The 24,787-nt window shown below is 59.6% G+C and carries 27 protein-coding genes; 15 read left to right on the top strand and 12 right to left on the bottom strand.

Features of this window, described 5'->3' with window-relative positions; genetic code table 11:
* Window positions 1–155 precede the first annotated feature (155 nt).
* From ACFCXQ_RS04965 to ACFCXQ_RS04950, 4 genes are all read left to right on the top strand, one after another.
* A complete protein-coding gene (locus ACFCXQ_RS04965; RefSeq protein ID WP_379553669.1) occupies window positions 156–1,841 on the top strand; it encodes a pentapeptide repeat-containing protein in 1,686 nt (561 codons plus the stop codon).
* Window positions 1,842–1,942: 101 nt separating this feature from the next.
* Complete coding sequence (locus tag ACFCXQ_RS04960; protein WP_379553667.1) at window positions 1,943–2,923, top strand: hypothetical protein; 981 nt, start codon at window positions 1,943–1,945, stop codon at window positions 2,921–2,923.
* Window positions 2,924–3,136: 213 nt separating this feature from the next.
* Entirely contained in the window at window positions 3,137–3,928 is a 792-nt protein-coding gene (locus ACFCXQ_RS04955) for an ankyrin repeat domain-containing protein (protein ID WP_379553665.1), read from the top strand.
* Between the two features lie 5 nt (window positions 3,929–3,933).
* Window positions 3,934–4,398 (top strand): hypothetical protein, encoded by a 465-nt coding sequence (locus ACFCXQ_RS04950; RefSeq protein WP_379553663.1) that lies wholly within the window; start codon window positions 3,934–3,936, stop codon window positions 4,396–4,398.
* Window positions 4,399–4,402: 4 nt separating this feature from the next.
* Here the strand turns inward: ACFCXQ_RS04950 and ACFCXQ_RS04945 are convergent, their stop codons facing one another.
* From ACFCXQ_RS04945 to ACFCXQ_RS04890, 12 genes are all read right to left on the bottom strand, one after another.
* On the bottom strand, window positions 4,403–5,056 hold the full coding sequence (locus ACFCXQ_RS04945; RefSeq protein ID WP_379553661.1) for a hypothetical protein: 654 nt from the start codon (window positions 5,054–5,056) through the stop codon (window positions 4,403–4,405).
* Window positions 5,053–5,487, bottom strand: a complete 435-nt coding sequence (locus ACFCXQ_RS04940) for a hypothetical protein (RefSeq protein ID WP_379553659.1) — start codon at window positions 5,485–5,487, stop codon at window positions 5,053–5,055. Before ACFCXQ_RS04940 ends, ACFCXQ_RS04945 begins: the two co-directional genes overlap by 4 nt.
* Window positions 5,484–6,800, bottom strand: a complete 1,317-nt coding sequence (locus tag ACFCXQ_RS04935; RefSeq protein ID WP_379553657.1) for a FliI/YscN family ATPase — start codon at window positions 6,798–6,800, stop codon at window positions 5,484–5,486. Before ACFCXQ_RS04935 ends, ACFCXQ_RS04940 begins: the two co-directional genes overlap by 4 nt.
* Window positions 6,793–7,431, bottom strand: coding sequence for a hypothetical protein (locus ACFCXQ_RS04930; RefSeq protein ID WP_379553655.1), 639 nt, complete (start codon window positions 7,429–7,431; stop codon window positions 6,793–6,795). The genes ACFCXQ_RS04935 and ACFCXQ_RS04930 overlap by 8 nt, the downstream gene beginning before the upstream one ends.
* Window positions 7,428–7,895 carry a hypothetical protein gene (locus tag ACFCXQ_RS04925; protein ID WP_379553653.1) on the bottom strand — a complete coding sequence of 156 codons (468 nt, stop codon included), beginning with the start codon at window positions 7,893–7,895 and terminating at the stop codon, window positions 7,428–7,430. Before ACFCXQ_RS04925 ends, ACFCXQ_RS04930 begins: the two co-directional genes overlap by 4 nt.
* A gap of 3 nt (window positions 7,896–7,898) precedes the next feature.
* The gene (sctJ, locus tag ACFCXQ_RS04920; protein WP_379553651.1) at window positions 7,899–8,654 is read right to left on the bottom strand and encodes a type III secretion system inner membrane ring lipoprotein SctJ; all 756 of its coding nucleotides are present in this window, start codon (window positions 8,652–8,654) and stop codon (window positions 7,899–7,901) included.
* Between the two features lie 28 nt (window positions 8,655–8,682).
* Window positions 8,683–9,105 carry a hypothetical protein gene (locus ACFCXQ_RS04915; protein WP_379553649.1) on the bottom strand — a complete coding sequence of 141 codons (423 nt, stop codon included), beginning with the start codon at window positions 9,103–9,105 and terminating at the stop codon, window positions 8,683–8,685.
* A 2-nt stretch (window positions 9,106–9,107) separates the two neighbouring features.
* On the bottom strand, window positions 9,108–9,410 hold the full coding sequence (locus tag ACFCXQ_RS04910; RefSeq protein WP_379553647.1) for a hypothetical protein: 303 nt from the start codon (window positions 9,408–9,410) through the stop codon (window positions 9,108–9,110).
* A gap of 71 nt (window positions 9,411–9,481) precedes the next feature.
* Window positions 9,482–10,666: a SctD/MshK family protein gene (locus ACFCXQ_RS04905; RefSeq protein ID WP_379553646.1), complete on the bottom strand. Its 1,185-nt coding sequence runs from the start codon at window positions 10,664–10,666 to the stop codon at window positions 9,482–9,484.
* The gene (locus ACFCXQ_RS04900; protein WP_379553644.1) at window positions 10,663–12,486 is read right to left on the bottom strand and encodes a secretin N-terminal domain-containing protein; all 1,824 of its coding nucleotides are present in this window, start codon (window positions 12,484–12,486) and stop codon (window positions 10,663–10,665) included. Before ACFCXQ_RS04900 ends, ACFCXQ_RS04905 begins: the two co-directional genes overlap by 4 nt.
* Entirely contained in the window at window positions 12,483–14,459 is a 1,977-nt protein-coding gene (locus tag ACFCXQ_RS04895; RefSeq protein WP_379553642.1) for an FHIPEP family type III secretion protein, read from the bottom strand. The genes ACFCXQ_RS04900 and ACFCXQ_RS04895 overlap by 4 nt, the downstream gene beginning before the upstream one ends.
* Window positions 14,459–15,478 (bottom strand): lytic transglycosylase domain-containing protein, encoded by a 1,020-nt coding sequence (locus ACFCXQ_RS04890; RefSeq protein ID WP_379553640.1) that lies wholly within the window; start codon window positions 15,476–15,478, stop codon window positions 14,459–14,461. Before ACFCXQ_RS04890 ends, ACFCXQ_RS04895 begins: the two co-directional genes overlap by 1 nt.
* A gap of 436 nt (window positions 15,479–15,914) precedes the next feature.
* On the opposite strand from ACFCXQ_RS04890, the gene ACFCXQ_RS04885 reads away from it, so the two are divergent.
* The 11 genes from ACFCXQ_RS04885 to ACFCXQ_RS04835 all read left to right on the top strand — a co-directional run bounded on the left by ACFCXQ_RS04885 (window position 15,915) and on the right by ACFCXQ_RS04835 (window position 24,760).
* Window positions 15,915–17,123, top strand: a complete 1,209-nt coding sequence (locus tag ACFCXQ_RS04885) for an EscU/YscU/HrcU family type III secretion system export apparatus switch protein (RefSeq protein WP_379553638.1) — start codon at window positions 15,915–15,917, stop codon at window positions 17,121–17,123.
* The gene (gene fliO / locus ACFCXQ_RS04880; RefSeq protein ID WP_379553636.1) at window positions 17,120–17,491 is read left to right on the top strand and encodes a flagellar biosynthetic protein FliO; all 372 of its coding nucleotides are present in this window, start codon (window positions 17,120–17,122) and stop codon (window positions 17,489–17,491) included. The genes ACFCXQ_RS04885 and fliO overlap by 4 nt, the downstream gene beginning before the upstream one ends.
* Window positions 17,488–18,480 carry a hypothetical protein gene (locus ACFCXQ_RS04875; RefSeq protein ID WP_379553634.1) on the top strand — a complete coding sequence of 331 codons (993 nt, stop codon included), beginning with the start codon at window positions 17,488–17,490 and terminating at the stop codon, window positions 18,478–18,480. The genes fliO and ACFCXQ_RS04875 overlap by 4 nt, the downstream gene beginning before the upstream one ends.
* Window positions 18,480–19,178: a type III secretion system export apparatus subunit SctR gene (gene sctR, locus ACFCXQ_RS04870; protein ID WP_379553632.1), complete on the top strand. Its 699-nt coding sequence runs from the start codon at window positions 18,480–18,482 to the stop codon at window positions 19,176–19,178. Before ACFCXQ_RS04875 ends, sctR begins: the two co-directional genes overlap by 1 nt.
* Window positions 19,179–19,211: 33 nt before the next feature.
* Window positions 19,212–19,472, top strand: a complete 261-nt coding sequence (gene sctS / locus ACFCXQ_RS04865) for a type III secretion system export apparatus subunit SctS (protein ID WP_379553630.1) — start codon at window positions 19,212–19,214, stop codon at window positions 19,470–19,472.
* 29 nt (window positions 19,473–19,501) lie between these two features.
* The gene (sctT, locus tag ACFCXQ_RS04860) at window positions 19,502–20,323 is read left to right on the top strand and encodes a type III secretion system export apparatus subunit SctT (protein WP_379553629.1); all 822 of its coding nucleotides are present in this window, start codon (window positions 19,502–19,504) and stop codon (window positions 20,321–20,323) included.
* 17 nt (window positions 20,324–20,340) lie between these two features.
* Window positions 20,341–20,715, top strand: coding sequence for a helix-turn-helix domain-containing protein (locus ACFCXQ_RS04855; RefSeq protein WP_379553627.1), 375 nt, complete (start codon window positions 20,341–20,343; stop codon window positions 20,713–20,715).
* Window positions 20,716–20,832: 117 nt separating this feature from the next.
* Complete coding sequence (locus tag ACFCXQ_RS04850; RefSeq protein WP_379553625.1) at window positions 20,833–22,197, top strand: HNH endonuclease; 1,365 nt, start codon at window positions 20,833–20,835, stop codon at window positions 22,195–22,197.
* Window positions 22,198–22,220: 23 nt separating this feature from the next.
* Window positions 22,221–22,685 carry an SMI1/KNR4 family protein gene (locus ACFCXQ_RS04845; RefSeq protein WP_379554542.1) on the top strand — a complete coding sequence of 155 codons (465 nt, stop codon included), beginning with the start codon at window positions 22,221–22,223 and terminating at the stop codon, window positions 22,683–22,685.
* Window positions 22,686–22,792: 107 nt separating this feature from the next.
* Complete coding sequence (locus ACFCXQ_RS04840) at window positions 22,793–24,235, top strand: MATE family efflux transporter (RefSeq protein ID WP_379553623.1); 1,443 nt, start codon at window positions 22,793–22,795, stop codon at window positions 24,233–24,235.
* A 237-nt stretch (window positions 24,236–24,472) separates the two neighbouring features.
* Window positions 24,473–24,760: a co-chaperone GroES gene (locus ACFCXQ_RS04835; RefSeq protein ID WP_379553621.1), complete on the top strand. Its 288-nt coding sequence runs from the start codon at window positions 24,473–24,475 to the stop codon at window positions 24,758–24,760.
* Window positions 24,761–24,787: the final 27 nt, after the last annotated feature.

Genomic DNA, 24,787 nt, shown 5'->3' with positions numbered 1-24,787 from the left:
CGCATAGGCGGTGTGCCGACACCCACGCCGCCCTCTATGAGCGCCCTGCGACAGAGCGCCCCGCACGGGCGACGCATGAGTCCTCGCAATGTAACAAGGTCTTGCAAAACCATGTGAAAGCGCCGCACACTCTTCGCCCATCTACAGGAGTCGCAATGCCCGCAACAGGCCGCTCAACCCCTCGTCATTTCGCCGCGTTTTTGATGATGAGCGGACTATTTGCGCTCACAGCGATCGGCGGCACCGCGAGCCCATATCCAGCTCTTGCCCAAGCGGCTGCTGAAACCGGCGAGGCGGGCGAGACCACCGCAAGTACCGGCGTTTTGGGCGATGATTTTGCCCGCACGAGCGGTGCGATTATTGTCACCGCGAAGCGCGGCGGCAGCAATCTGTTTGAAGATGTGCCGATCCCGGAAAACTCCTGCCTCGCAAATGCCCCGGCGCTTGGTAGCAGAGAGCCCGGCTTCGCCATTGATGCATCGGGTCTGCGCAAGGTGCGCGATTTGGAGAAGATCCGCCGCAAAACGCGGGCCGGTACAATTTTTATTAGAGGCGGGTCGTTTGTGGGGCAGAGCTTTCGAAAGGGCAGGCTCTACGATGTCTGCTTTTTCGGAACGGACCTCAGCCAAACAGACTGGACCGGCGTTTCCGGGAGCGGGCTTGGATTCATAAACGTCGATCTCACCGGCGCGAAAATGGCACGCACCAAATTGCCGCATGTATTGATGCGCGATGCGACGCTGACTTTTGTCGACGCACGCGAGGCCGACTGGCGGCAAGGCCAGCTTGATGGCGGGTGGAGTGGGTCAGTCCGCGATCTCAATCTGACCGGCGCGAACCTGACCGGCTTTCGCGTAGTATGCGGGAACAGCGCGGAAACGGGTTGCCCAACTGATCGCGAGGGAATGAGCTTGACTGGCGCAAACCTTCGGCGGGCGAGCTTCCATGATTTCTTCTGGCCGGAAATGGACCTTTCTGGCGCGAGGATCGATCAAACAGAACTCGCGCTTGACCACTTGCGTTCGCTTCAAGGCGCATTGCTGGCTGGGCCAATTGTCTTGCGCAGCCCGCGCCGCGCGATCATGCTCTTTCCCGGCGAAGCAAAGCTGCTTGCTGACGCCGCACGGCCGCAAGGCGCCGCTGCAGACGTATGCACAGCGCCAAGCGAGCCTGCCTTAGCGTTAGTCTGTCAGGTGCCGGGTAGCGCAACCGGCACATTACTAAGGTCAGTCGCTCAGCTGGAAGCGACGCAAAGCGGCAATCGCGGGTTCGCCAGTCGCCGGATAGCATGGGCCGCCAGCCGCGACGCCTGCATGCGGTTTGCTGGCGAAGAGCAACAGCTTACCTGCGTCCTCACCGCCTATACATCACGCGAGGCAGAATTGCGGTCCGCCGCTGGCAACCCAGACTGGGTGAGTGATGCGGGCTATCGCCTTTTCCTCTCTAGCGAAGCAGCTTACCCTACCAATGCGGGGCAGCCCGGCCTTTACGGACGGATCCTGCCAATCTTGCTCGATTCCGCGGTTGCGGCGGTGATCGTGAAAACCGATGGCAAAGGTTATGCGACTGCGCGCGGTGTCGCGGTCGGTGGCTGTTCTTTCGAAACGGGAACGCTGGCGTATAGCGCCGAGGAAGGCACACTCCATCACGCCATCAAAAGGCGCGGACGGCGCGGCCCCAGACTGAAAGAAGCATTGCTTGGCTTCTCCGGGCCAAGCGCTCAAGTAAAGAATGCCGGGCTGGTGGCGATGGACAGCTGTTCCAGCGGCGACACCTATCCGCGTCTTACCGAAATCGAGCTCGACGACGCTTTGCTCGCGACCATTTGGGACCGTTTCTAGGCATGTAAAATGCGCCACCTATACGAAACGTATAGAGACGTAGCAGCGCCCCTATGCGATGACGATTTGATTGAGAATCGTCGCTTTTGGAGCAATCGCCCGTGGAGACAAACCGGACATCCGGCATTGGCAATGATAACGCCCTCCAATCCGCTCGTATTGGCGGCAATACCGGCGCGCTTACGCAATCCGGCTTGGCAGGTGCCAGCGAGGCCCGGATAGCGGCGGCACAAGCAGCACTGCATAGCGGCGCGATCCAGCCCACTCCGCGTGCGCAACTCGCGGAATTTACGCCAGTTCAGAACGCCGGGCCGCAGGGTCAGTTTGCCCAAACCCAAACTGCCAGCATCCCGCCCGCCCCATCGACGCGCGAACTCGCTGCAATGGCGGCAGATGTCTATGCGCCCGGCACTGCGCCGCCGCCCGGCTGGGAGCTTGCTTCGGCAACAGAGCTGGCCTCAATCGGCCTGACCGAGAACATGCTCAGCTCTCCGCAATCGGAATTCCGCGCTGAGGTTTACACCCGCGATATCGCTGGGCAGACGAGTTATGTGGTTTCTTTCAGGGGCACACAAAGCGGTAGCGACTGGGCGGCCAACCTGAAACAGGGGGCCGGCTTCCAGACGGATCATTATAACCGTGCACTCGAAATCGGGCGGCGGGTTATTGTGCCCGAAGGCGCGCGGGTCACGCTAACCGGCCACTCGCTTGGCGGCGGGCTCGCATCGGCGGCTAGCCTTGCGGCAGAGATAGATGCGGTGACATTCAACGCAGCTGGTCTGTCGCAAACCACTCTGGGCGAAGCGCAAACTATTGCCGGTCGGGATGGCCGAATTGATGTGCCCGATATCAGCGCGTTCTACGTGCGCGGCGAGATCCTCTCCACCCTTCAGGATGGTGGTGATCGCATGGTTGGTGCGCTCATTGGCGGATTGTTTGGTGCGCGCAATCTCGACATGCCAGAAGCTGTCGGTGACCGCATTGAGCTGGAGCCTGTCCGCCCCGAGGATATGCGCTGGTATCAGGACAACGCCGTGAGCCGTCATTATATGAGCTATGTCCTCTCTAGCCTTCCGCAGTAGACGCGCCGCGAACGCATACCAAAGCCGAGACCACGAAGTGACTTGGCGGACTTTCCTTCGCCTCCTATACTCCCAACGGCTATGAAACTTATTGCCAACGTCGCGAAGCATTCTGCGCTTGCGGCGGCCCTCTTGACCGGGAGTTGCACGTCCTTGAACGAAGCCTCACCTTGCTTCAAAAGATCGCAGCCGAGCCTTCCGCAGACGCAAAAGGTGCGCCCATTTCTCAGCAATGGCGAGGGCGGTAAGCGTATCTATGATGCAGTGCTCGCTGGCGATGTTGATGAAGTCGGAGCAATGGTGGCGCGCAATCCGCGCCTGCTGGCCACCAGCCGTGTTTTACAACAGGGTGAGCGCGCATCGGATGGCAACACGGGCGGCCTCCTAAGCTTTGCGATTGCTAATTGTGACGCGCGCATGCTGGGCGCCTTGCTGGAGCTTGGTGCCGACCCAGATGGCATTCCAGCAGGAACCCCGCTCACTTATGCATTGCTGGCGGACGAGCCGCTGATGGCGACCATGTTATTACAAGCTGGCGCAGCGCCGGACGCACATGAGCCAGGCAGCAACACGCCCTTGCGCGAAGTGTTGTATTTCGAGCGGGCCGATGCAGTGAGCCTGCTTGCAAGGGCAGGTGCGAATGTGAATCACAGCGATGCGGTCGGCGGCACCCCGCTGGAGGCAGCAATCAGCTTCGGCGATTATGCCTCGGCTGAGATACTGATGATTGCGGGCGCGAACCCCTGGCAAGTGGCGAACAAAGGCGCTTTGCCAGCAACGATGCTGACCACGCCAGCTAAGGATGCCTCGCAAGATCCCTTGCGCGAAAAACTGCTTGCCTCTGCCAAAGCCAAGGCGCCGATCTGGCCTCCACCAAGCCAAGCCGAAGTCCAACGACAATTCGCGAGTGGCGCATGGCCAAACTCTGAGATGACTGCGGCTGGCATGGTCGCTTCGCCCGCCGCACTGACCTCGATCAGGCAAGCCGTAGCGGCGGCCAGGTAAGCGCTATGGTCGGCTCCATTCGTCCTTCATCCGTTGGATCAGTCTCTGCTGTTGGAAGAGGTGGCGGCGGCAAATCTACCCGCACAGGAAGCGCCTTGCGCGGACTAGCGGGACGGATTGCGGAGCGCATGGCTCGCGAGTTCGACCTGCTCGATGAACGCGAGGAGCGATCCGGCGACCGCGACCAGTTTCGCGAGGGCGAGGACATTTACGAAATCCGCGCAGTCGCCCGGGAGCTCGCTGGAGATTTGCGTGCCCGGCCCACAGATGAAGGCCGGATTGCGCGCTCGCTTGATCTATTTGCCCAGGAAAGCGCCTCGCTCTTGGCGGCGCGTCCTGGCGCGGCATCACTCGATACGATTGCGCGGGTGATTGCCGTCAATGATGCGCCTACAACGCCGGAAACGCTGGAGCGCGCGGTAGGACAAATTGATGAGACAGCGCGCGGTATTGCGGACAGCAAGGCCTAGCGGACTAGCTCAGCCTGCGCTGGATCAGCTCATCGCGTTCGGGCTTCGTCCGCTCAAGATGAAGCGAGTTCACTGACAGCCTGCGCCGTGCAAAAGCATTGAGCAGTTCCAGATGCGCACGGCCCGTTTGCTGCGCGGTCAGACGCGGATCAAGACCTGCAATACGGATCGCAATACTGCCATCGGCCTCGCGCTTGATTTGCGCGGTTTCAGCGAGCGACCCTTCGGGGAATTGAATGCTCGCCGAACTTGCTTTCGCGCAAGGCCACCCCTCCGCGATCTGTGCTGCCATGCGGGAGAGCATTTGTGTGTCCATTGTCGCAGAACTGCGTCCGGCCTCGCGCGCCGCTGTCGCTGCAGCGAGTTGCAAGCGCGCATCATCGCCGCCTGACAGCATGCCTTGATCAGAGCGCTCACCTTGCTGCTCGAGTATGGCGGAACGCGCTTGGCCTTCCTTTTCGGCAATCGTTGCGCCTTTCGCAGAGCCTGACTTTTCGCCATCCTCGCGAGCAAGTTTCTCAGAGAAACGATCGCGCAATGTACGATTTTCAGCCTGCTGGCGTGGCGGCTCCTCATGCGTCCGCGCCGCATTGTTTGGCGCGCGCGATGGTTCAGGCCCGCGCTGAGCCGGAGCAGGAGTTGAGCCGGCGCCGTTCATCCCAGCCGCTCCGCCAGATCGTCTGCTTCACGTTCATCCGCGCGCATCATCATCGCTCGCTGCTGCTGCGCCATTTGGTCTGCCAAAACCCGCGAGCGCTCGCAGCACCGCTCATGCTCGCGCCGCGCCAGGTCAGCCTCCGAACATGCCTTCACCAGCTCCTCATGCGAGTTATAGCGCGCTGTCACGGCCTGTACCTCGCGCTCCCGATTGACGGTGCGCCAGAGCTGCGATTGCGGGTCAGCGGGATCGGCAATGAGCAAATGTTCCGCCTCTTCGCGCATCTGCGTTTGCAGCATCAGCGCGTGGTCAGCCTCAGCTTTGTGCGCTTCGCATTGCGCCCGCCGCACTTGTGCCTCGCGCCGCACGCGTTCCCCACGCCTTTCGCGTAAATCGGCGATACGGTTTGCCTGATCGAGTCTATTCGTCACAGGATTGCCTCTCCAATGGATCGCAACCGAGCGAGCGTGGCCGCCGCATCGCTTGGCTCATCAGGACGTTGCCGCAGGAATGCTTCGATGGCATCGCGCTGCGCCAAAGCAGCATCAGCCAACGGGTCTTGTCCCTCTTTATATTCGCCCATTTGCAAAAGCAGCTCGATATCATCGAGCTTGGCGAGCATGGCGCGCATGGCCTCTGCTGCGGCGACCTGGCCTGACCCAGCAAGCTTACGGAACAGCCGCGATTGGCTGCTCCCGATGTCAATCGCCGGATAGTGCCCGCGCGCTCCCAAACTGCGAGACAAATGGATATGCCCGTCGAGCAAGGAACGCACTTCTTCGCCAACCGGGTCCTCTTCTTCGCCCTCCGTCAGCACCGTATAAAGCGCGGTAATCGCGCCATGTGCGTCGCTGCCCGCACGTTCAAAAAGGCGCGGCAATTCGGCGAACACTGACGGCGGCAGGCCGCGCCGCACGGCAGGCTCACCAGCGGCCAGACCAATCTCACGGAGGGCTCGCGCATAGCGGGTCACGCTATCCATCAGCAGCAGGACATGCTTACCCTGAGCGCGGAAACCCTCAGCAATCGCCGTCGCTGCACGCGCGGCGCGAACCCGCTCCATCGCCGGTTGATCCGAGGTTGCGACCACCACAACCGACCGGGCAAGGCCGCGCTCACCCAGCGCATCCTCGATAAATTCGCGCACTTCGCGGCCCCGCTCACCGATCAGGCCAATGACAATTGCATCAGCATTGGCCTGCCTCGCGAGCATAGCAAGCAAAGTCGATTTGCCCCCGCCAGCTGCCGCAAAAATACCCATGCGCTGCCCCTCACCTAGCGTCAGGAGAGCGTCCACAGCGCGGATGCCGCTTTCCAATGGGCGCTCAATCGGTTGCCGGTCCATGGGCGAAGGTGTCGGCGCGATCAGAAGGCGATCCGGGGTTAGTTGAACAGGTCCAGCACCATCAATCGGGACACCATTGGCTCCGAGCACCCGGCCCAACAGACTGTCATTAGCGGGAATACGGTCGGCCATTTCGCGCAGGATGACTTCGGAATTACTGGCCACTCCGCGCAGCTCACCCAAAGGGGTCAACAGCAGGTTTTCGCCCTCAAACCCAACGACTTCCGCGCCGAGCGGCGTCTCCTCGTCAAGCGTCTGGATCTCGACCACATCGCCGATCCGGCCGCGCACTCCGCGCACGCGCAGGGTCGTGCCAACCGCTCCAACCAGTCGTCCGCGCTGCTCATAAAGGGGGGCGCGCAGCCCCTCGATCAGATGGGAGACCCCAGTGTCAGCCATCAGCATTGCCGCTCTCGGAATGCTCAGGTTTGTCCAGACCCCAGCGTTCGCGCAGCGCCGCTAGCTGCGTATCCAAATCCGCAATGATGCGCCCTTCGCCAGACACAACGCGGCACCCCATTCCGGCAAGCTCCGGATCAGCCTCGACCAGCACCTCAGGATTGTCGGCCAGCGAATGCGCCACGCTCGCCGCCCATTGCGGGGCAACTTGAACGCGCGTCTCACCAGTGACAGCCTCACCATCAGGACTGCTTCCCGAGTGCCGCAAAGCGCCGCGCGCGAGGCCCGAAATGACCTCCGCATCATCAGTCCGGCTGATCGTCTGTTCGACCACATGCATGGCCGCCGAGGCAACATCGCGCTCTCGCCGCGCATTCTCAGCCGCAAAATCGCTGGTCAACTGCGCAAGCGCCTCGCTCAAGACACCGCGCATTTCTTCCAGCGCCTGATCGCGCCCGCGCTCATATCCTCGTCGTTCCGCCTCTCGCGCCGCGATCGCAGCGTTTTCTTTTAGCGCTTTGGTTTCGGCGAGCAATTGTGCGCTCTGTCTAAAGGTAGCCACATCCTCGCGCGCAATCCGCGCAGAGGGCAATCTCAGCATGGCATCACCGCAAAGCATAAATGCGCTCATGCTGACGCCTCTGGAGCGGGCGCTTCACGAGCAATTTGCCCCGCAAGCTCGACCAATTGTGCAAGCTCTGGACTGCGTGTGGACTCAATCAGCAAGGCCTCACCATCGCTTTGCACCACATTGGGGAGCGGCAAGGCAGACCCGCCGCAATTATATAAGCGGGTAGGCAATTGGCTATCGCAAATCAGGTCAAAGCGCTCCTCCCCGACCAGCTGCGCCAGTGGGCCAAGGCGCTGGCCATTGAGCTCTGCATCAATCGCCGGGCGCGAATGCAGGAGCGCCACAAGCGGCGCGAGCTCGTCCCGTGGAACTTCGGCGGGAGCATCCGTGCAGCGCTGGCGTTTCAAATCCCCAAAGCTCGGCAAGACCTCACCCGCAAATCGTCGCCCGAACCGCAAAGCGCGCGGGGAGACCGCGTGCTCATCCTTCAGGGAGAGGTCCAGCACATCTGCCTGTTCCATCACGCCTTAGCCCTCTGTTCGGGCCAGTTCAGTGCCGGCTTGCCGCTTGCGGCGGGTCGTGAACACGCGCCATGCACCCAGCACCAGCAGAGCCGCGCCAAGCACGCCAATCAGGATCGTCAGAACTTTAGTGACTTGGTCAAAGGAAGTATCAACGGCTGGCGTTGGCGGCGGCTTCGCCTCTGTCATCGCGATGCTGACCCTGTCATATTCAAGGCCCTCAATACTGTTCATCACCAGCGATTTGATCGCGGCCGTTTGCGAGCGCAGATCAAATCCCTCCTGATATTTGACAAACACCGATGCAGAGGGCGGATTAGCGGCTCCGGTTAACGCATCGGCCTCTGGTAAAGCCAAATGCACGCGCGCTTCCACAACGCCGTCAAACTCGCTGATCGTATGCGAAAGCTCCTGACTAAGACCATAGACCAATCGCGCGCGTTCAGCGAGGGACGACGAGGTAAACCCCTCCTTCTTGAACACGCTGCCGAGCGATTCATATTGTTCGCGAGGCAGACCATTTTGCCGCAGCACCTCAACCGAGCGTGCGAAATCCGCTTGGCCGACACTAACGGTGTACATGCCCTTTTCGCCGCCGGTTTTTTCGCTTTCGATCCCAGCGCGCGTGAGCGATGCGACCATTTCATTGGCCTCGCGCTCATCAATATCGCGGTAGAGCTCCTGTCCGCTACATGCCGCCAGCACGCCAGCCAGACCAAGCGTAAGAAAAGCGGCACGCAGCCGTACGATCAGTTTCGTCATCATCTTTCCCCCAGCGGTACCGTCAGCATTATCCCTGCTGCCGGAAGAGCTGTTGCACACCGTCCGCACTGCGGTTGGCGATGTTGGATGTAAGCTGACACTGGAACATGAATTCCTGACATTTCATCGTCAGCTGCACAATTTCACCGGGCGTCAGCTCCCCATTGCTGGCCGAGGCTGACTGCGCAAAGTCCGTGACTGAGCGCGCCTGCACATCGATACCATCAAGTGCGCGCAGCAGATTCCCAACCGGCGCAGGCAGATCGCTACGCGACGCCGCGCTTGCCGATGAGGCCTTGTCCATTGCCGAAGCGAAGCGCCCTGCCTCGGTACCACTGACCGCTGCCGAAGAGCCGCTGGGGCCAAGCGAAATCACTTGGCCTCCGTTTTGCCCGCCCGCGCCAGAACCAGCTGCCGATGCGAGAGAGGATGCGACAAGTTCGATACTCATCGTCAATTCTTCCGCGCCATGGTTTCAAGCGATTTGGAAATGCTGTCGAGCGAGGTGTGGCTGCTTTGCGCCATAAAGCTCATCCGCATGGACTCAGCCGTCAGCTTGGTGATTTCAGATGGCCGATCCTCGCCATCTGGACCACTGATCTGACCAGCCTGCTGCTCAATTTTGCCTGCCTGATTATCAAGCGCCGAGCCCCAGGCCCCAGCGAATGCCTCAAACCAGCTGCGGCTACGTCCCGTGGGCATCATTGAGGGCGCAGAGCTCAGATCCGACAGAATACGTCCAGTTACATCAGTCATTTCAGGTCCTTTCTCGCCAAATCGGCGATCTCTTCACGTCAAATTTCGCACCGGGCCTCAAGCGGCCCGCATCACATAGCTAAGGTGTCGCGCAAACCCTCGCGCTCCACGGTCACGCGGCCTTCTCCAATTTCGACAATCTTGTGCCCTGTCGGCAGGGCAGCGCCCTCGAACCAGCGCGTACCATCCTCCGTCACGATGTAACCGGGATCTCCCGCTACAAAGCTCGCCGCGCCAAAGCCCGGCGCATTGAAAAAATAGGCAAGGTCCGCCTCGCCGCGATTGGGCGCTACCTTGAAGATAAACTCTCGCACGCGCGGCACATCTTGACGCAGCAATGCGGTCAGTTCCTGCTGACGATCTTTGGGCAAAAACGGACCTTCAATTGCAAGGTCACTAACGCCTTCTGGCACGGCGCGCGCCTCAACGTTTTGCGCCGCAAGCAGCTCGCTCGCCGCCTCCGCCGCGCCGCTGACGGTGCCAACGCCTATCACAACACCGGGATAATTCGCTGCGCCCCATTCGCGCAACTTCGCGGCTGCACGATCATCACGTACCAAGCCGACAATAGCGACTTCGCCGCCAGATCCGCTGTGCTCAACCGCGAGTGCGGGGAAACCAAGCGCCGCAAGATCGGATTGGATTGTGGAAGTGTCCGGCGGTGCAGGGCCGAGCGCAGCGGAGCCAAAATACGCACCGCCTGCAATCGCAAGCATTGCTGCACCGGCAATCGCCAAATGGCGCGGGGCCAGCATCATGCCGGCAAAGGTGCGGCGAACCGGCTCAGCGCGCAATTCCAGCCGCTTTGCTAGGTCCGCGCGCGGTACGTCAGTCAGCTCGCCGAGCGGATCATGCTGCGCGTCGGACAGTACTTCTGCCGCCTCGGCCCAACGCTCCTCATCATCGCAGCCAATGGCAAAATGCACATCACCAATCCGCACTGGCAAATAGGGTTCAAGCTGCATTGTATCGCCTGCGCTCAGGCTGCGACCCAGTACTTCGATGTTGCCTGAGACCACCTCAAGCAAGCCGCGCCGTCCCGATGTGGCGATATGCAAAGCGCAGCCACGCGTGGTCCTGTCACGCAGCACAATGTCATTTTCAAAGCTGTGTCCAACCAGCAGCTTACGCCGTTCCGGCAAGCGATGTTCAGCACCCACACTGCGCCCCGACAGCACGCGCAGGGTCAAGGGCGCGAGCGGAACGCGCTCTTCGGCCTCTGCGCCGGTGGCTTCGACAGGCGCTACTGCATTCACAGGCGTTTCCTTTTCACAGGCTCAGTCCCGCGCAGCTGTTCAAGCGTCAGAGGTTCGACTTCATTCGGCGCGATTTGTGAGCTGCCCAAATTGCTGATGCGCGGGGTGAGCAGGAACAGGCGCTCAATGTGATCTTCGCCCTTTCGCCGCTTGCGGAACAATTGGCCAAGACCTGGGATGTCGCCGAGAACCGGGGTTTTCTGCTTACGATCAAATTCGGTCGTCCGAGTCATCCCAGCGAGCATCACACTCTCGCCCTGACGCACGATCATCTGCGTTTGAATGCGCGGCCCCGCAGCCGTCGGAATGCCGTCAACGACCAAACCGTTCAGCTCAGTATTGCTGATCTCCAGCTGCATGCGAATGCGCATGTCGCCGCCATCCTCAATAGCCGAAGGCCGAATGCGCATCGCCAATCCATAATTGACAGAGAACGCATCTACTTCGCGCTCGCCCTGAAGCCGGACGACCTGCTGCGTCGTGATGTCAAATGTCGCCACCTGATTGTTAACGGATGAGAGAACTGGGCGCGTTACCGTGCGAACGGCGCCGCGCTGTTCGAGGGCCTTGATCCGCGCTAGGAACACCTCACCATCGCCGGTCAGATAGCCGCCAGTAATTCCGCCAGGGCCGAGACTAGGCCCTCCGCCGAAAAGAAGGCCAAGACTTTCCAACCCGAAACCGAAATCGAGACCCAGTTCCTTGAGCTTGGTGTGATTGAGTTCAAGGATCGTCACTTGCGTTTCGACCATCAATGGCTCGATATCGAGGTTGTCGATCAGCTTCTGATAAACACCCATTTTGCTCGGGACGTCCCGCACAATCACTGCATTGACCGTTGGATCGGCCGAGATGCGCGGTCCATCACCGCCATAGCCTCCGCGTGGAGCGGGCTCGCCTTCCTCCAAGTCACGAAAATCCCTCAGATCCCGGCGGCTCGAAGGTCGACGGTCGCGAAGGCCGTTAAGGCCGCTGATCGAACGTTCATTAGTTGCGCTTGAGCTGACACCGCCCACTTGCGTTCCATCGCCCATCTGCTCTTGCAAAAGCGTGGCAACACCCGGAATGATGGCGGCGCGATCAGAGCTGCGTACTTCACGGTCCGCTGCATCGCGGTATTTGAGATAGAAAATCCGCACTTCAAAAGGGCTGCCCCGGCCCGCGTTGCGGATCACTTCGGAACGTACACTGGCGCGAGCCAGCGGCGCTCTGAGCAATGGTGAGGCTACCGTGTTAGCGCCCGTTGTGAGGACGGCAGGCGTCTGTTTTGCACTCAAATTTGCGCGCGCGCTGAGCTGTCCTGCCATCGACTCAAGCCGGTCGAGAAAAGACGGAACGCCCGTTGCAAGCACCAGCCCGTCGCCCACCCGCGCGGTATTAACTGGATCCGTCAGGCGTAGTTGGTTCGCCTGAGCCACCAGCTGATCACCCGCGAACGTTGGGATTGACCGGCTTGCAATCTCGCTATTGGCATAGATGCGGACGATCGATCCATCAAAATATGCCACCAGCCCGTAAGCGCGCGAGATAGTACCCCAGATCTCACTGGGCGGGCCTTGGAAAACGCCTTGGACCTGCCCCCTCACTTGCGTGCTGATTTTAGCGCGCAGGCCTGCCTCGCTAAACAAGTCAGCGACAAAATCGCGCACGTTTTGGCCGCGCGCGCTGAGCGATACCGCATCATTTGTGAAGGGGGGGTCCGCGGCCTTCGCTGCCGTCGGGGCAAGCAAAGCCAGCATCACAAGACCAGCGCATAGCGCGCTTGCCTTTTGCAGCCTTTCACGCAAGAAATTGGCGGGGAGCTTAGTCAGGGGGATCACTCGGCTGCCTCCATTTGGAATTCATCTGATGAGGTGTGAGCGACGAGATCCGGCGCCACATCCAATTGCCGCACCACATCAAGCGGGACAGCGGGGTTGAGTTCGTTAAAACTGAGTACGGGAACATCGAAAAGATCAGCGGCGCAGATCAGCCGTAGCGGGCGCCGCAAATCCTGCGCGGTGAGGATCGCGCGGGCACCGCCAGCCTCCACCTCTTGGCCGATCAGCCGGACCAATTCGCGCATGCGCAGCGGGTCAATCGCCAGGCGCGGCTGGCCATCAATCGCGGTCAGCGTGTGCCGGATAGCTTCCTCAGCGCGGGGACCGATCATTACGACTTTGAGGCGGCCACTCTCGCACAGCGGCGCGACGATATTGCGGCGTAGAGCCACGCGCACTTTAGCGGCGATTGGCGTTGCGTCACGCTCTGCTTGGCCAGCCTCGCAAATCGCCTCAATACAATCGCGCAAATTGCGGAGCGAAACCTGCTCATCAGCTAGCATGCGTAACACTTCGACGATGGTCTGAACGGGCACCGCGCGGACGGTTTCCTTGACCACCTCAGGGTGTGTCTCGCCCAGATAATCGAGCAAATCAGTGACTTCCTGAAGCCCAAGCAACAGCGGCAAATTACGGCGCAAAAGCTCGCGCACAAAAATGGGCAGGCGTTCTTCCAAAAGGCGCGGATCTTCGCGCGCTGCGCCCAGCGGCGCGTCAAAGGCGGTCAGTTCCCAGCTACCCACTGGCTCATCGCTCGCAAATTTGGCGACCCGCAGGGCCGGCAATGCAATGCCCGAGCGTTCTTGCACTTCGGATTTGGCGCGCTCCAAGGCATCGGTCAGCCGGGCCATTTCGCCTGCACTAACCTCGCCAGTAGAGACATGCAGCACCAGCGGCTCGACCCGCGGGGCTGGCTGCGCTCTCAGCACAATCTCCTCTGGCGCCGGGCCATCCAGCGCATCAGCGCGCGCAAACATGTCTGTGAGTTTTGGCCCGGTAATCGGATGACGCCAGACGCCTGCCAAAATCAAGGTAAGTCCAAGCGCGCAGAAAATCGCGAACGGAAATCCTGGAATGAGGCCCAGAGCGAAGGCAATCGTGCCCGCCGCGATGAGCGTTCCCGGCTTAGCGCCCGCTTCGGCAAAAATGGCTGGTGCAAGGTCTGGCTTGCTTTCCGGATCATTACTGCGTGTTACCAGTAGGCCAGCGGCAAGCGCGCACAGGAACGCTGGGATCTGCGCGACTAGCCCGTCGCCAATCGTCAGAATTGAGAAGACCCCCGCCGCTTCACTCAGAGAAAGCCCGTGATAGATCGCGCCGACGGCAATGCCGCCGATCAAATTGATCACCACAATCACGACTGAGGCAATCGCATCGCCTTTCACGAACTTCATCGCACCATCAAGACTGCCGTAAAGGCGGCTCTCTTGCTCGAGCGTGTTGCGCTTGGTTTTGGCTTCTTCCTTGGTCAGCATTCCTGAGCGCAAATCGCTGTCGATGGAGAGCTGCTTACCCGGCATCGCATCCAGGCTGAAGCGGGCGCACACTTCCGCGACCCGCTCCGACCCTTTCGAGATCACAATGAACTGCACGACCGTGATGATCAGGAACACCACCAGTCCGACAACGATATTACCGCCAGCCGCCGTCTCGCCGAATTCGCTGATAATTTGGCCGCCATCCATCTCGGTCAGGATCATGCGCGTTGTTGCAATACTGATCGCTAGCCGCGCTACGGTGGTGAAGAGAAGGATCGAAGGGAAGGTCGAAAAATCCAGCGGATGCTTCACCCCAATCACCGCAATCACGAGCAGCGCAGCAATGGTGAGGTTGATCGCAATAAACACATCCAGCATCGCTGGCGGCATCGGTAGAATGAACATCGCGAAGATCGCGACGAGCCCCAAGATCACCACAAGCTGTGCGGTTGGCACGAGCCTCAAGGCGCGTTGCATCTTGGCGGCTAATTCCATCAGAAGGTCACCGCGAGCCCGCTTTCACCGGCAAGCCGTGTGTAAATCGCCTTGACCTTGACGACGTAATCCTGCGTTTCGCGATAGGGTGGGATCTGCATGCCGTGTTTGCGTACGGCACCCTCACCTGCGTTGTAGGCCGCGAGAACCAGATCCGTATCGCCATCAAATCTGCGCCACAGCTGACTGAGCAGCTTGGCCCCGGCATTGATGTTTGTTTCCGGATCGAAAAGCTGGCGAGAATCGCGCACGCCAAGCTGCCGCCCGGTTGCAGGCATAACCTGCATCAAACCGCGGGCGCCGGCATGGCTGACCGCGCGATGACGATAGCGCGACTCCTGGGTAATCACCGCATGCAAAAGTAATGGATCGACCCGGTGACGGCGCGCCGCCTGAGCAATCTTTGCATCGAATGCGGTCGAGTAACTCTGAGGACGCAGCGCTAAAACTGCTTCGGCTTCTGCGCTGGTTTCACCGCCGAGTGGCGCAACGAACGCAGAGGCCGGCGGCACAATAGCAACCGATGACCCATCAGCTGAATATCGCGCCGAGGTCGCATTTTTAGTAACAATGGCGGACTTGTCCTGACGACCGGAATTCGGGCGGTCTGCGGTCTGCGACGGTCGCGTGTCAGCAGAGCGGGTATTAGTCTTCGCAATGATCAAGCGTGCGTCAGCTTGTCGATCTGGCACGATCAGCTGGCTGGATGGGATAGACACGTTGTCCGGCGCACCGAGGGGACGGTTAGCGCGGAAGGCCGGGGACTCGATCAAACTGGTTTCCGGGCAATGCCCTATAAGCCCTTCGAAATGACGCAAGGAATCAACACTGGCGACCCTAACTGGAGCATCAACCGGACATTCGCCTGGATCCTCAATCGGCTCTGGCTGCCGTTCCTTCGCCTGCGCGGCACTACATACGAACAAAGTACTTACAAAGATGTAAGCAATAAGATTTCTTGCAGAGTTGTACATGTTGCGACAACACCACTTCAATTGATCACCAAGCGTATTAGACACGCGACCTCCATGCCAGAACGGAATTCTGGATCGACCCAAGAGCGCAAATAAAACCGTATCTGGAGGCTTCTGCCCAACCCCCACATTTAAGATTAACAAGATATTACATGCTTCTCTGAAAGTTTGAAGACTCTCTTCCCACAGGCTTTTTTTTCCTTTTTTTTCAACACTTAAAACTTAATATACGGATAGCGGGTTGTCTGAGATCGAGAGTCCATTCACCGCAAATTACCACCCATTCGTCTGTAACGGCTCAATAACAGCAATACTTCACAGGCTCCGAGTCGCCTTTAGTTTCATTTGGAAACACTCTTTTCTCAGTTGACTCTATTGTCATGTATGTGATTATCCTCGCAAATTCGGCCTGCCCGCCGGAGTCGTTTTGCTGCCCAAGTGGCGGCAATCATCAATAGGATGGGATCAATGGCGGGCTGGAATGTCGGATAAGGATAAGGGCGGCGACAAGACGGAGCTGCCCACTCCCAAGAAGCTTCAGGATGCGCGCAAGAAGGGCGATATCGCCAAGGCGCAGGACATCACCTCGATGGTAGGCACCTTTGGAGCTATCCTACTATTGCTAGTCGCAGGCGGTTATGTCGCGCGCAGCATTGCGGAGTTTGGCGATAGGGTTCTCAGCCACGCTGCGCAGGGGGAATACGCGCTTGCGCTGCAGAACCTTGGTGGTGAAGCAATCAACTTACTGATTGTGCTGAGCGCGGTAATCTTGATCCCGCTCGTCTCCATCGGGATTTTATCAGAGGTATTCCAAACCCGAGGATTATTCGCGCCCAAGCGGCTTGAACCAAAGTTCAGCAATCTCAACCCGGTCGAAGGGCTGAAGAAATTGTTCGGCAAGCAGGGTCTAGTACAGCTTGCCAAAACGCTTGCCAAAGCAATCGCAGTGGTCGCCGTCGTATGGTTCGTCGCGCGCGGGCACATCGAGCATATGGGCACTATGCTGCTGCCTGCTGCTGAGCCGATTTGGCGCGAGAACCTCGGCGCGCAAGTTGGCGAAAAGGACGCCAGCCTGACATTTTCTTTGACACTGCAAGTGATGGGCTGGGTCGGTGCGGTGTTCGTCGGCATTGCCATAGCCGACAATGTCTGGGCGAAGCATGACTTCACCAAAAGGATGATGATGAGCACGCGCGACATCAAACAAGAGGTGAAGCAGGATGAGGGCGACCCGCATATGAAGGGTCACCGCCGCCAATTGGGGCAGGAATGGGCGCAGTCAGGCGCGGTCGCTTGTGCTGGAGATGCGTCCGCCTTGCTGGTCAACCCGACGCATTTGGCGATCGCGCTTGATTATGATCCGGAGCGCGCTCCAGTCCCAGTCGTACTGGCACGCGGCAAGGGCGACATTGCAACCGCAATGCGCGAAGTCGCGATCCAGTCTGACGTACCGATCATCCGCCACATACCAACCGCCAGAGCGCTGTGGGCACGCGGCGAAGTGGGCGAGATTGTGCCGGAAGAATTGTTCGACGCTATCGCCGAAGTCATCCTTTGGGCGCGCCGTGCGCGTGACGGCAAAGCTCCGATGCAATGCGATGTGCTGGAAGAAGTCAGACGGCGCGGTGAAGCAGAGGATGCTGACGAATCTTCGCCCGAACAATCTGCTCCGCTTGAGGAAACTGCATGAGTATCGGAACTGTCTTATCATCGATGTTGGCGATCATCATATCTCTCGCATTCGTGATCGCGCTGGCTTTTGGCGGACTTTGGCTCCTGCGCAAATTTCAGGATGGCAGCTTCGGCAAGCTTCGCGGCGAAGACACTGGCAGGACGCTGAGGTTTGAGCGCGCTTTGCCAGTCGGTCAGCGCGAACGGCTGGTGATCGTCGAGGTTGATGGCGAGCACATGCTGCTGGGCGTCACCGCGCACTCTATCACGCAATTGAAGACTTGGCCCGCAGAGCCGGGTTCTGTGGGCGGAAGCGCCTCCTCACAAGATAACGGCGAAAGTGCGGATAAATTTCGCCTCCGCATGGCAAAGGATGACCGGCTGTGAGCGGTGCACAAACACCATCTGGAATTGCTGATGCAATCCCCACGCTTGACACGGAGCAAGCTGCGTGGACTCATGCCGGTGCGCGACTTTTAGCAGCGCAGGGCTATGGCGTATCGATTGCCGACGCCAACCCCAACGAGGCGAATTGGTATCTTGGAGACGTCATGGCATTCCGGCCGTCGCTGGCGCAGCGCGCGGCGCTTGGCGCGCCAGCACAGGAACTGATGCATGCCCTCAGTGCGCATGAGGCTTTGCTGAGCGAGGTTGAGGCGGCGACTGGGCTCGCGGCGGAGTTTTCAGATCATGGCGGTCCCCCGATGAGCTGGGCTGTCGCGCAGCTTTCTAAGGCGGAGAAGCTGCTTGGCGAGGTGGCCTTTCTCGCTGCGCCGCCAATGACGCGCAAGCCCTCCGCCCCCACTCCATTCGCGCCCACTTTTGTGGCTGCCCGACTGTCCATGAGCGATGCCGAACGGCTGACCGACGGTGATATGGTGGTGCTGGAGCAAGGGCCATGGGCACTGATGGCAGAGCCCGGCTCGTTTCAACCAACGAGCCTTGCACTCGACCCTCTCACTGGCCGCCTAGCCCCACCTTTTGCCGACACTACCCCTGCGCCCCCGCAACAGGAGCCTGCGCCAATGAATAGCCCAGATGATATGGAACCGCTCAGCGTGCCTGTCGCATTGCACTTGCCTGATATTCTTGTCTCACCGGTTGAGCTGGCACGGCTCGCTGATGGCGGGACGCTGGAGCTCGGACCAATCGCAGAAGGCCTACAAGTCGCGCTCGCGGTGGGCGGGCGAACTGTAGGGCATGGCGAAGTGGTCAGGCTGGGAGACCGGTTTGCTGTGCTCATGGATGCGCCTGCTGAAGCTACCCAAACGGCTGAGCCGATAATAGAGGAAGAAGCTGACGCGGCGCAGGATACGGCTCCGCCAGACTCCGCAAACCCCAACATAGTCACCGCAGAAGAGCTGGGTTCGCACTAGTGGAACTGGGCACTTTCACTCCCGGCTCCGCGCTGATCACGGTGGTGCTGATCGCGCTTGCGCCGTTCTTCGCGGTAATGGTCACCAGCTTCACCAAGATCGTGGTGGTGCTGGCAATCGTGCGCAGCGCTCTGGGCCTTCAGCAAACTCCGCCCAATGTGGTGCTCAATGGGCTCGCCCTGATCCTGACCGTTTATGTCATGTACCCCACGCTTCAGGATATGTCGGCAGCCGCCGGCGTAGGCGACACCGCCGTCGCGACCATGCCGGGTGATGAGCCCGCCACCCCAGCCCAGATCGAGGGGACGCAGGAGATCATGTCCACCGCGGACCGCGTCAAAGAGCCATTACGCAAATTCCTGATCGCTAATACCGAGGTGAACGACCGCGCCTTCTTCCTAGCAACTCAGCGCCGGATCAGCGGGCCGGACCGTGCGAGCGAGCTGTCCGATACCGATTTCGTCATCATCGTACCGGCGTTTGCGGTGCGCGAGCTGAAGATAGCCTTTCAAATCGGTTTCCTCATATTCCTGCCCTTTCTGATCATCGACCTGGTCATTTCCAACATATTGTTGGCGCTCAATATGATGATGCTCAGCCCGGTTACGATCTCGCTACCGTTCAAGATATTGCTGTTCGTGCTGATCGATGGATGGGTGAAGCTGACCCATGGATTGGTGCTGTCCTATGCCATGTAGAAACAGCCTTTCTCACCAGGGCGAGGCCCGGACATGAGCATGACTGACATCACGCTGGAGGCGCTCACACTGGTACTGCTTTTGTCGGCGCCGCCAGTGATCGCCGCGTCAGTCGTTGGCCTGCTGGTGGCAGTGCTTCAGGCGGCGACACAGATTCAGGAACAAACGCTACAATTTACGCTCAAATTCTTCGCGATCGTGCTGACGCTGTTCATCACAGCATCGCTGATGGCGGGCAGCCTCTATGCCTTTGGCGATCAGATCTTCAGCAATTTTCCGCGAATGGTTGGGTGATCGCAGGATGATGGCGAAGTGAGGATCACATGAGCCTTGGCGGCGCTATTGGCGACTCGCTCATTTCAGCGGCTCCGTGGACCGAGCAAGCGCTGCTGGTTGGTGCTGGGTCTGCTCGCTTTGCCTTTGCCTTTCTCATGATGCCGCTCTTTTCGCCCAAACTGATGCCAGCGATGGTGCGCAATTCGCTGATCATTACGTTTGGCCTTGTGGCACTGGCGCTGCCGATGCAATTCGACCCCAGCGTGCTCAGCGCAGCGCAATGGCTGGCACTGATCGGGCGCGAGGCGGCGGCGGGCATCGTCATCGGCCTGTTTTACGCAACCTTCCTATGGGCGATGGCGTCGGCAGGCGAGATTATCGATGCCAAAACCGGCGCGACCATCGCGCAGATTATTGATCCGGTCAGCGGCGGCACACAATCGCTCACCGCGACATTGCTGGGCCGGTTTGCCCAAGTCACTTTCGTCACAGCCGGCGGGCTCACGATGCTGATCGGTACGCTGATGGTCAGCTATGCGGCATGGCCAATGGGGCCGGGCGGTGTCTCGCTCGACCTTGACGCGGTTCGCTTATTCCAGGGGGAATTTGGCCGCTTCTTCTTAATTGCATTCGTGTTGGCGACGCCAGTGTTGATGGTGCTCTACATCATTGATCTGGGCATGGGATTGCTCAATCGCTTCGCACAGAACTTCAACGTGTTCATGCTCTCGCTTTCGATCAAAGCGATCTCGGCAATCTTCGTTTTGGTTATGATCCTGCCACTGCTCGGCCAATTGGTCGTGAATGAATTGACGAGCCGCGATGCAGTAAGCCAAGGTATGCTGGACCGCGCAGGAAAACCGCTGTGACAGAGAGGACGCCGGGCATGCAGCCCCCCACACCAACGCCCGCATCAGAGCCGCAAGTGGACGCCGAATTGCTGGCGTTGCTGGAGCAGATGCGCAGCGCGGCAAAGCGAGATCCGGCACGCCAGCGCGAAGTCTCAGTCGGCGAATTTCTGGTCGATGGCGCGCGCGTACCGCTGTCTCTGGTTGATGGGTTGCAACATCTGACGCGCACCGAGGCGGCCGCTCTGCGCTTTGCCGGATGGGGCCGCTCCAATGCGGATATCGCGACCCTGCTAGCGATTAGTGAAGGCACCGCACGCACCCATTTGAATAGCGCGGTGCGTAAGCTGGAACTGGACGGGATGCGCGGCCTTGTCGCGCTCGCCGGGCTACTGTTTCACCCGCTGGACTAAACGCTCGCTTAGCCGCAGTAACGGCTCCGTACAGCGGCCCAAACTATACGATCTGCAGATACCGCGCTCCCCGCAAAAGCCATATACTGCGCTCCATGATCATCGAGGAGCACGGCAATGGTTGAAGTGAGTCGTTCTGAGGGCGCTTTAGCGCGCAGCCAACCAGAAGGCGCTGATTTCAGTGTTGCCGGCACTGCCAGCTCGCTGATCAATGCCAACCGCGATCCTGTGCTCAATACCGCCGGTCTGCAGCGCGATCTCAGCACGCTCCAAGCCGCAATCCCAGAGCAAGCGCAAGCATTGCAGCAAGCTGTTCTCTCTCAGCTTACTCCGCGTGAGCAAGGCAACCTCATCCGTGTTCAAGAGACCGTGACGACGCCAACGCAAGCGCAGACGGCGACGCCGACTCCCGCCAACGATACGGGGCCAGGAACTGCTGAACTTGCTCTCGATCTCACGCAAATGGCCCTCGACATTGTTGGGATTTTCGAACCGACGCCCTTTGCCGATGGCAGTAATGCAGTAATTTCCCTCGGCCGTAGCATCGGTTCTGCCTTTAGAGGCGAAGGCTGGGACGCGCTCGGCCATTTGGGCAATGGCATCGTTTCTGGGGTTAGCATTCTGCCTTACCTTGGCGACTCAGCAAAGATTGCCAAGATTGCCGGATGGGCTGACACCGTTGCGAGTGCCATCACCGCAGCCGCACGTAGCCCCGCGGCATCCGCTGCATTGCGCGGACCTCTGGGCGAGATACGAGATGCAGTGAACCGTATCCCGCAAGGTGTGCTCGACAGTCTGCCGGCTGGCGCTCGCGAGTCCATTGAGCGGATGAAGACCCAGCTTGACGACTTCTTCGGCGCTGGTGCACGCGGCGCTGATGAGGCAGTCGTGGCTGGCAATCGTGTGGTTGGCAACACGCTCGTCATTGATGCAAATCGCGGTACGACCTTCACTGCTGGCGGACGCACCCAGGCGATTGGTGACACACCGTCAGTCAGGCCGCGCGATGATGGCCGCCAAATGGTCACAGACGTCAATGGACAAGAACATATTGTGCGCCAGCCAACATCGGCTAATTATGACACGCGCGTCGTTAATGGGGACGGCACGATCACTTACACACGGGACGGCGTTAGCGTGAATTACGATTCAAACGGTTTCCCTGACTTTGATGCGCGCGCTGACCTTTACCTCAGCCCATCAGCTATCAATAGCGGCAGTGACACCGCACATTTCCGCGAAGCCAATGGCATGATGCGTGATGCGCTGAATGCTGATCCCGGCCTGGCGCAGCGGCTCGGGCTGAATGCTGACCAAGTCGCATTCCTGACGCGCGAGACACCTTCGGGACGCTCGCCGCCCGATCTGACATGGCACCATCATCAGGACACAGGGCGAATACAGCTTGTTGATAGCAGCATACATGACCACTTTAGCGGCGGGCATACCGGTGGTATGCGCATCTGGGGCGGTGGCCGCTAAAGGAGTGCATGCGAGTGCCAGTGATGTGGGAAGCATATATCGAGGTACCCGTAAAGGGTGATGAGGCAGCTCTCGCTGCAATCGAGCAGCAGATGAATGTTAGTCTGCCCGCTGATGTGCGTCAGGTCATATTGGAACGCGCCGGTCAGGTAACAGAGCCTGAGGCCATCAATGTCGGCGAAGCGCGCGAAACCGCATTCAGCCCGATCCTCTATGCAGGCGGCGTGAAAGATCACCAACGCTACACCTATTCGATAGAGTTTGTGCTCTCGACGCTCCAAGGCTGGGCCGAAGTTGAGGAATTGTCGCAGCTCAAACTGCTGCCGTTCGCCAGCAACAGCGCTTCGGGATATTTTTGTGTCGACTTCCGTGAGACGTCCGCGAACCCGCCGATTGTCTTTGTCGATTTAGGCTATGATTTCGAGGAAGAGGGTGCGTTCAAGCCTGCGGCTGCGGATCTAGCCTCGCTGCTAGAGAAGCTGCACTAAGCCTGACCAGCTGTGGCTCGCCAGCCGCAGCCATCTATCCTTTATTGCGCGCAAAGCACGTAGCTCTTCCATGATGGGGGCAGGACGCCTATCCGGGCCGGCTGGTCATGACACAAGAGCCCGCCCAAACGCCCCTGCCCCCGATTGAGGATCATGGCAGCGATGGCTCCCTTGATAAGGGCTGGCGCGGTGAATTGGCCGCGACTTTCCAGCTAAGCTGGCCATTGGTGCTCGCAAATCTGCTTCAGATGGGCATCTATATGGTGGATGTCATCTTCATCGCGCGATTGGGTGAGGAGCCGCTGGCCGCCTCGGGATTGGTCGCGGGCCTGTTTGGCCTGATTGTCTGGTCGCTCTCTTCGCTTTCGGGGGCAGTCGCCCCGCTGATCGCGGAAGCTATCGGTGCAAAGGGTCCATCGCTCAGGCCGGTACGGCGGGCAACCCGCATGGCGCTATGGCTCGCGGCGATATCCGGGGTCATCGGCATGGGCCTCGCTTTGCTCCTGGGTCCGGCGATGCGGGTCACGGGCCAAGCGCCCAGCATCATCGCATTGGCGCTCGAGTACAATTCGCTGGTCATATTTTCACTGATCCCGATGCTGCTCGCCTCGGTATTGCGCAATTATGTCTCTGCGCTCGGCTGGCCAGTTTTTGCAACGGCGATCACCGCGCTTGGCATACCAGTCAACGCGTTAGCCAATTACGCCTTCATCTTCGGCAATCTCGGTGCTCCGGAAATGGGGCTGGCAGGCGCAGCAGTGGCGACAATCATTACCGCCCTGATCACTCTGGCCGCCTATGTCGTGGTCATCCTGCTGTTTCCGCGTCTGGCGCGCTATCACATTTTCTATCGCTTCTGGCGTCCCGACTGGAAGCGCTTCTGGCTGATCGTGCGGATCGGCACACCCATCGCGCTCACGGTGGCGGCGGAAGCAGGCGTGTTCAGCGCAGCCGCGTTCCTGATGGGCCGCATCGGAGCAGCTGAGCTTGCTGGCCATATCGTCGCGCTGAACATCGCAGCGCTTGCATTCCAGGTTCCGTTCGGAGTGGGCCAGGCCGCGACGATCCGCGTGGGATATGCCTATGGCGCGAGGGATCGCCACGGCATCAAGCTGGCTGGCTGGGTTGCGCTGGCAATCGGGACGGGTTTCATGGCCTTTACCGCGGCGGCGATGGTGCTGGTCCCCGAATATCTTTTGCGCATCTATGTCGACATTGACGACCCCAAGAACGCAGGCCTCATCGGGTTTGCCTTGCAATATCTTGTGCTGGCGGCCGCCTTTCAACTGGTCGATGGATTGCAGGCTGTTGCTGCGGGCGCACTGCGCGGGCTGCAGGACACACGCGTGCCGATGTGGATCGCGATTTTCAGCTATTGGGTGCCGGGGTTTGGTCTGGCCATTGTGCTTGGCTTTGGCGCAGGTCTGGATGGCATCGGGGTCTGGATCGGTTTGGCGGCGGGCTTGGCATTTGCCGCTGTGCTGCTGACATGGCGCTGGATGCTCCGCGAGAATTTGGGGCTGATCCCAAGGCCTACTACCGCGCGCTAAATCGGGCTTTGCTAAAAGCCCGCAAGGGCGGCCGCCCACCGACCGATAGGTCGCCCCCCAAATATCCAGCAACTGAGGCATCGGCGCAGCTGATTTGCAGTGAGAGAAAAGAGAATCAATTTTTCGCAGCACCTCCTGTTGACTCTGCATCAACGCATCCCCAAATGCGCCCCGCTGGCACTCTTAAGAGGAGAGTGCCAATCACGATCATCAACCCTAATGGAAAGGTCATAGACTATGGCATTTCGTCCGCTGCACGACCGCGTATTGGTCCGTCGCATCGAAGCCGATCAGAAAACCGCTGGCGGCATCATCATCCCAGACAGTGCTCAGGAAAAGCCAAGCGAAGGCGAAATCGTCTCCGTTGGCTCAGGCTCCAAAGCTGAAGACGGCACGGTTACACCGCTCGACGTCAAAGCAGGCGACAAAGTCCTGTTCGGCAAATGGTCTGGCACAGAGGTCAAGCTCGACGGCGAAGACCTGCTAATCATGAAAGAAAGCGACATCATGGGGATCATCGGCTGATTAGCTGACCCCAATACATCCTTTCAC

The organism is Qipengyuania rhodophyticola (assembly GCF_042493225.1).
Lineage (GTDB): Bacteria > Pseudomonadota > Alphaproteobacteria > Sphingomonadales > Sphingomonadaceae > Erythrobacter.
This window is presented reverse-complemented; position numbering and strand designations above follow the sequence as displayed.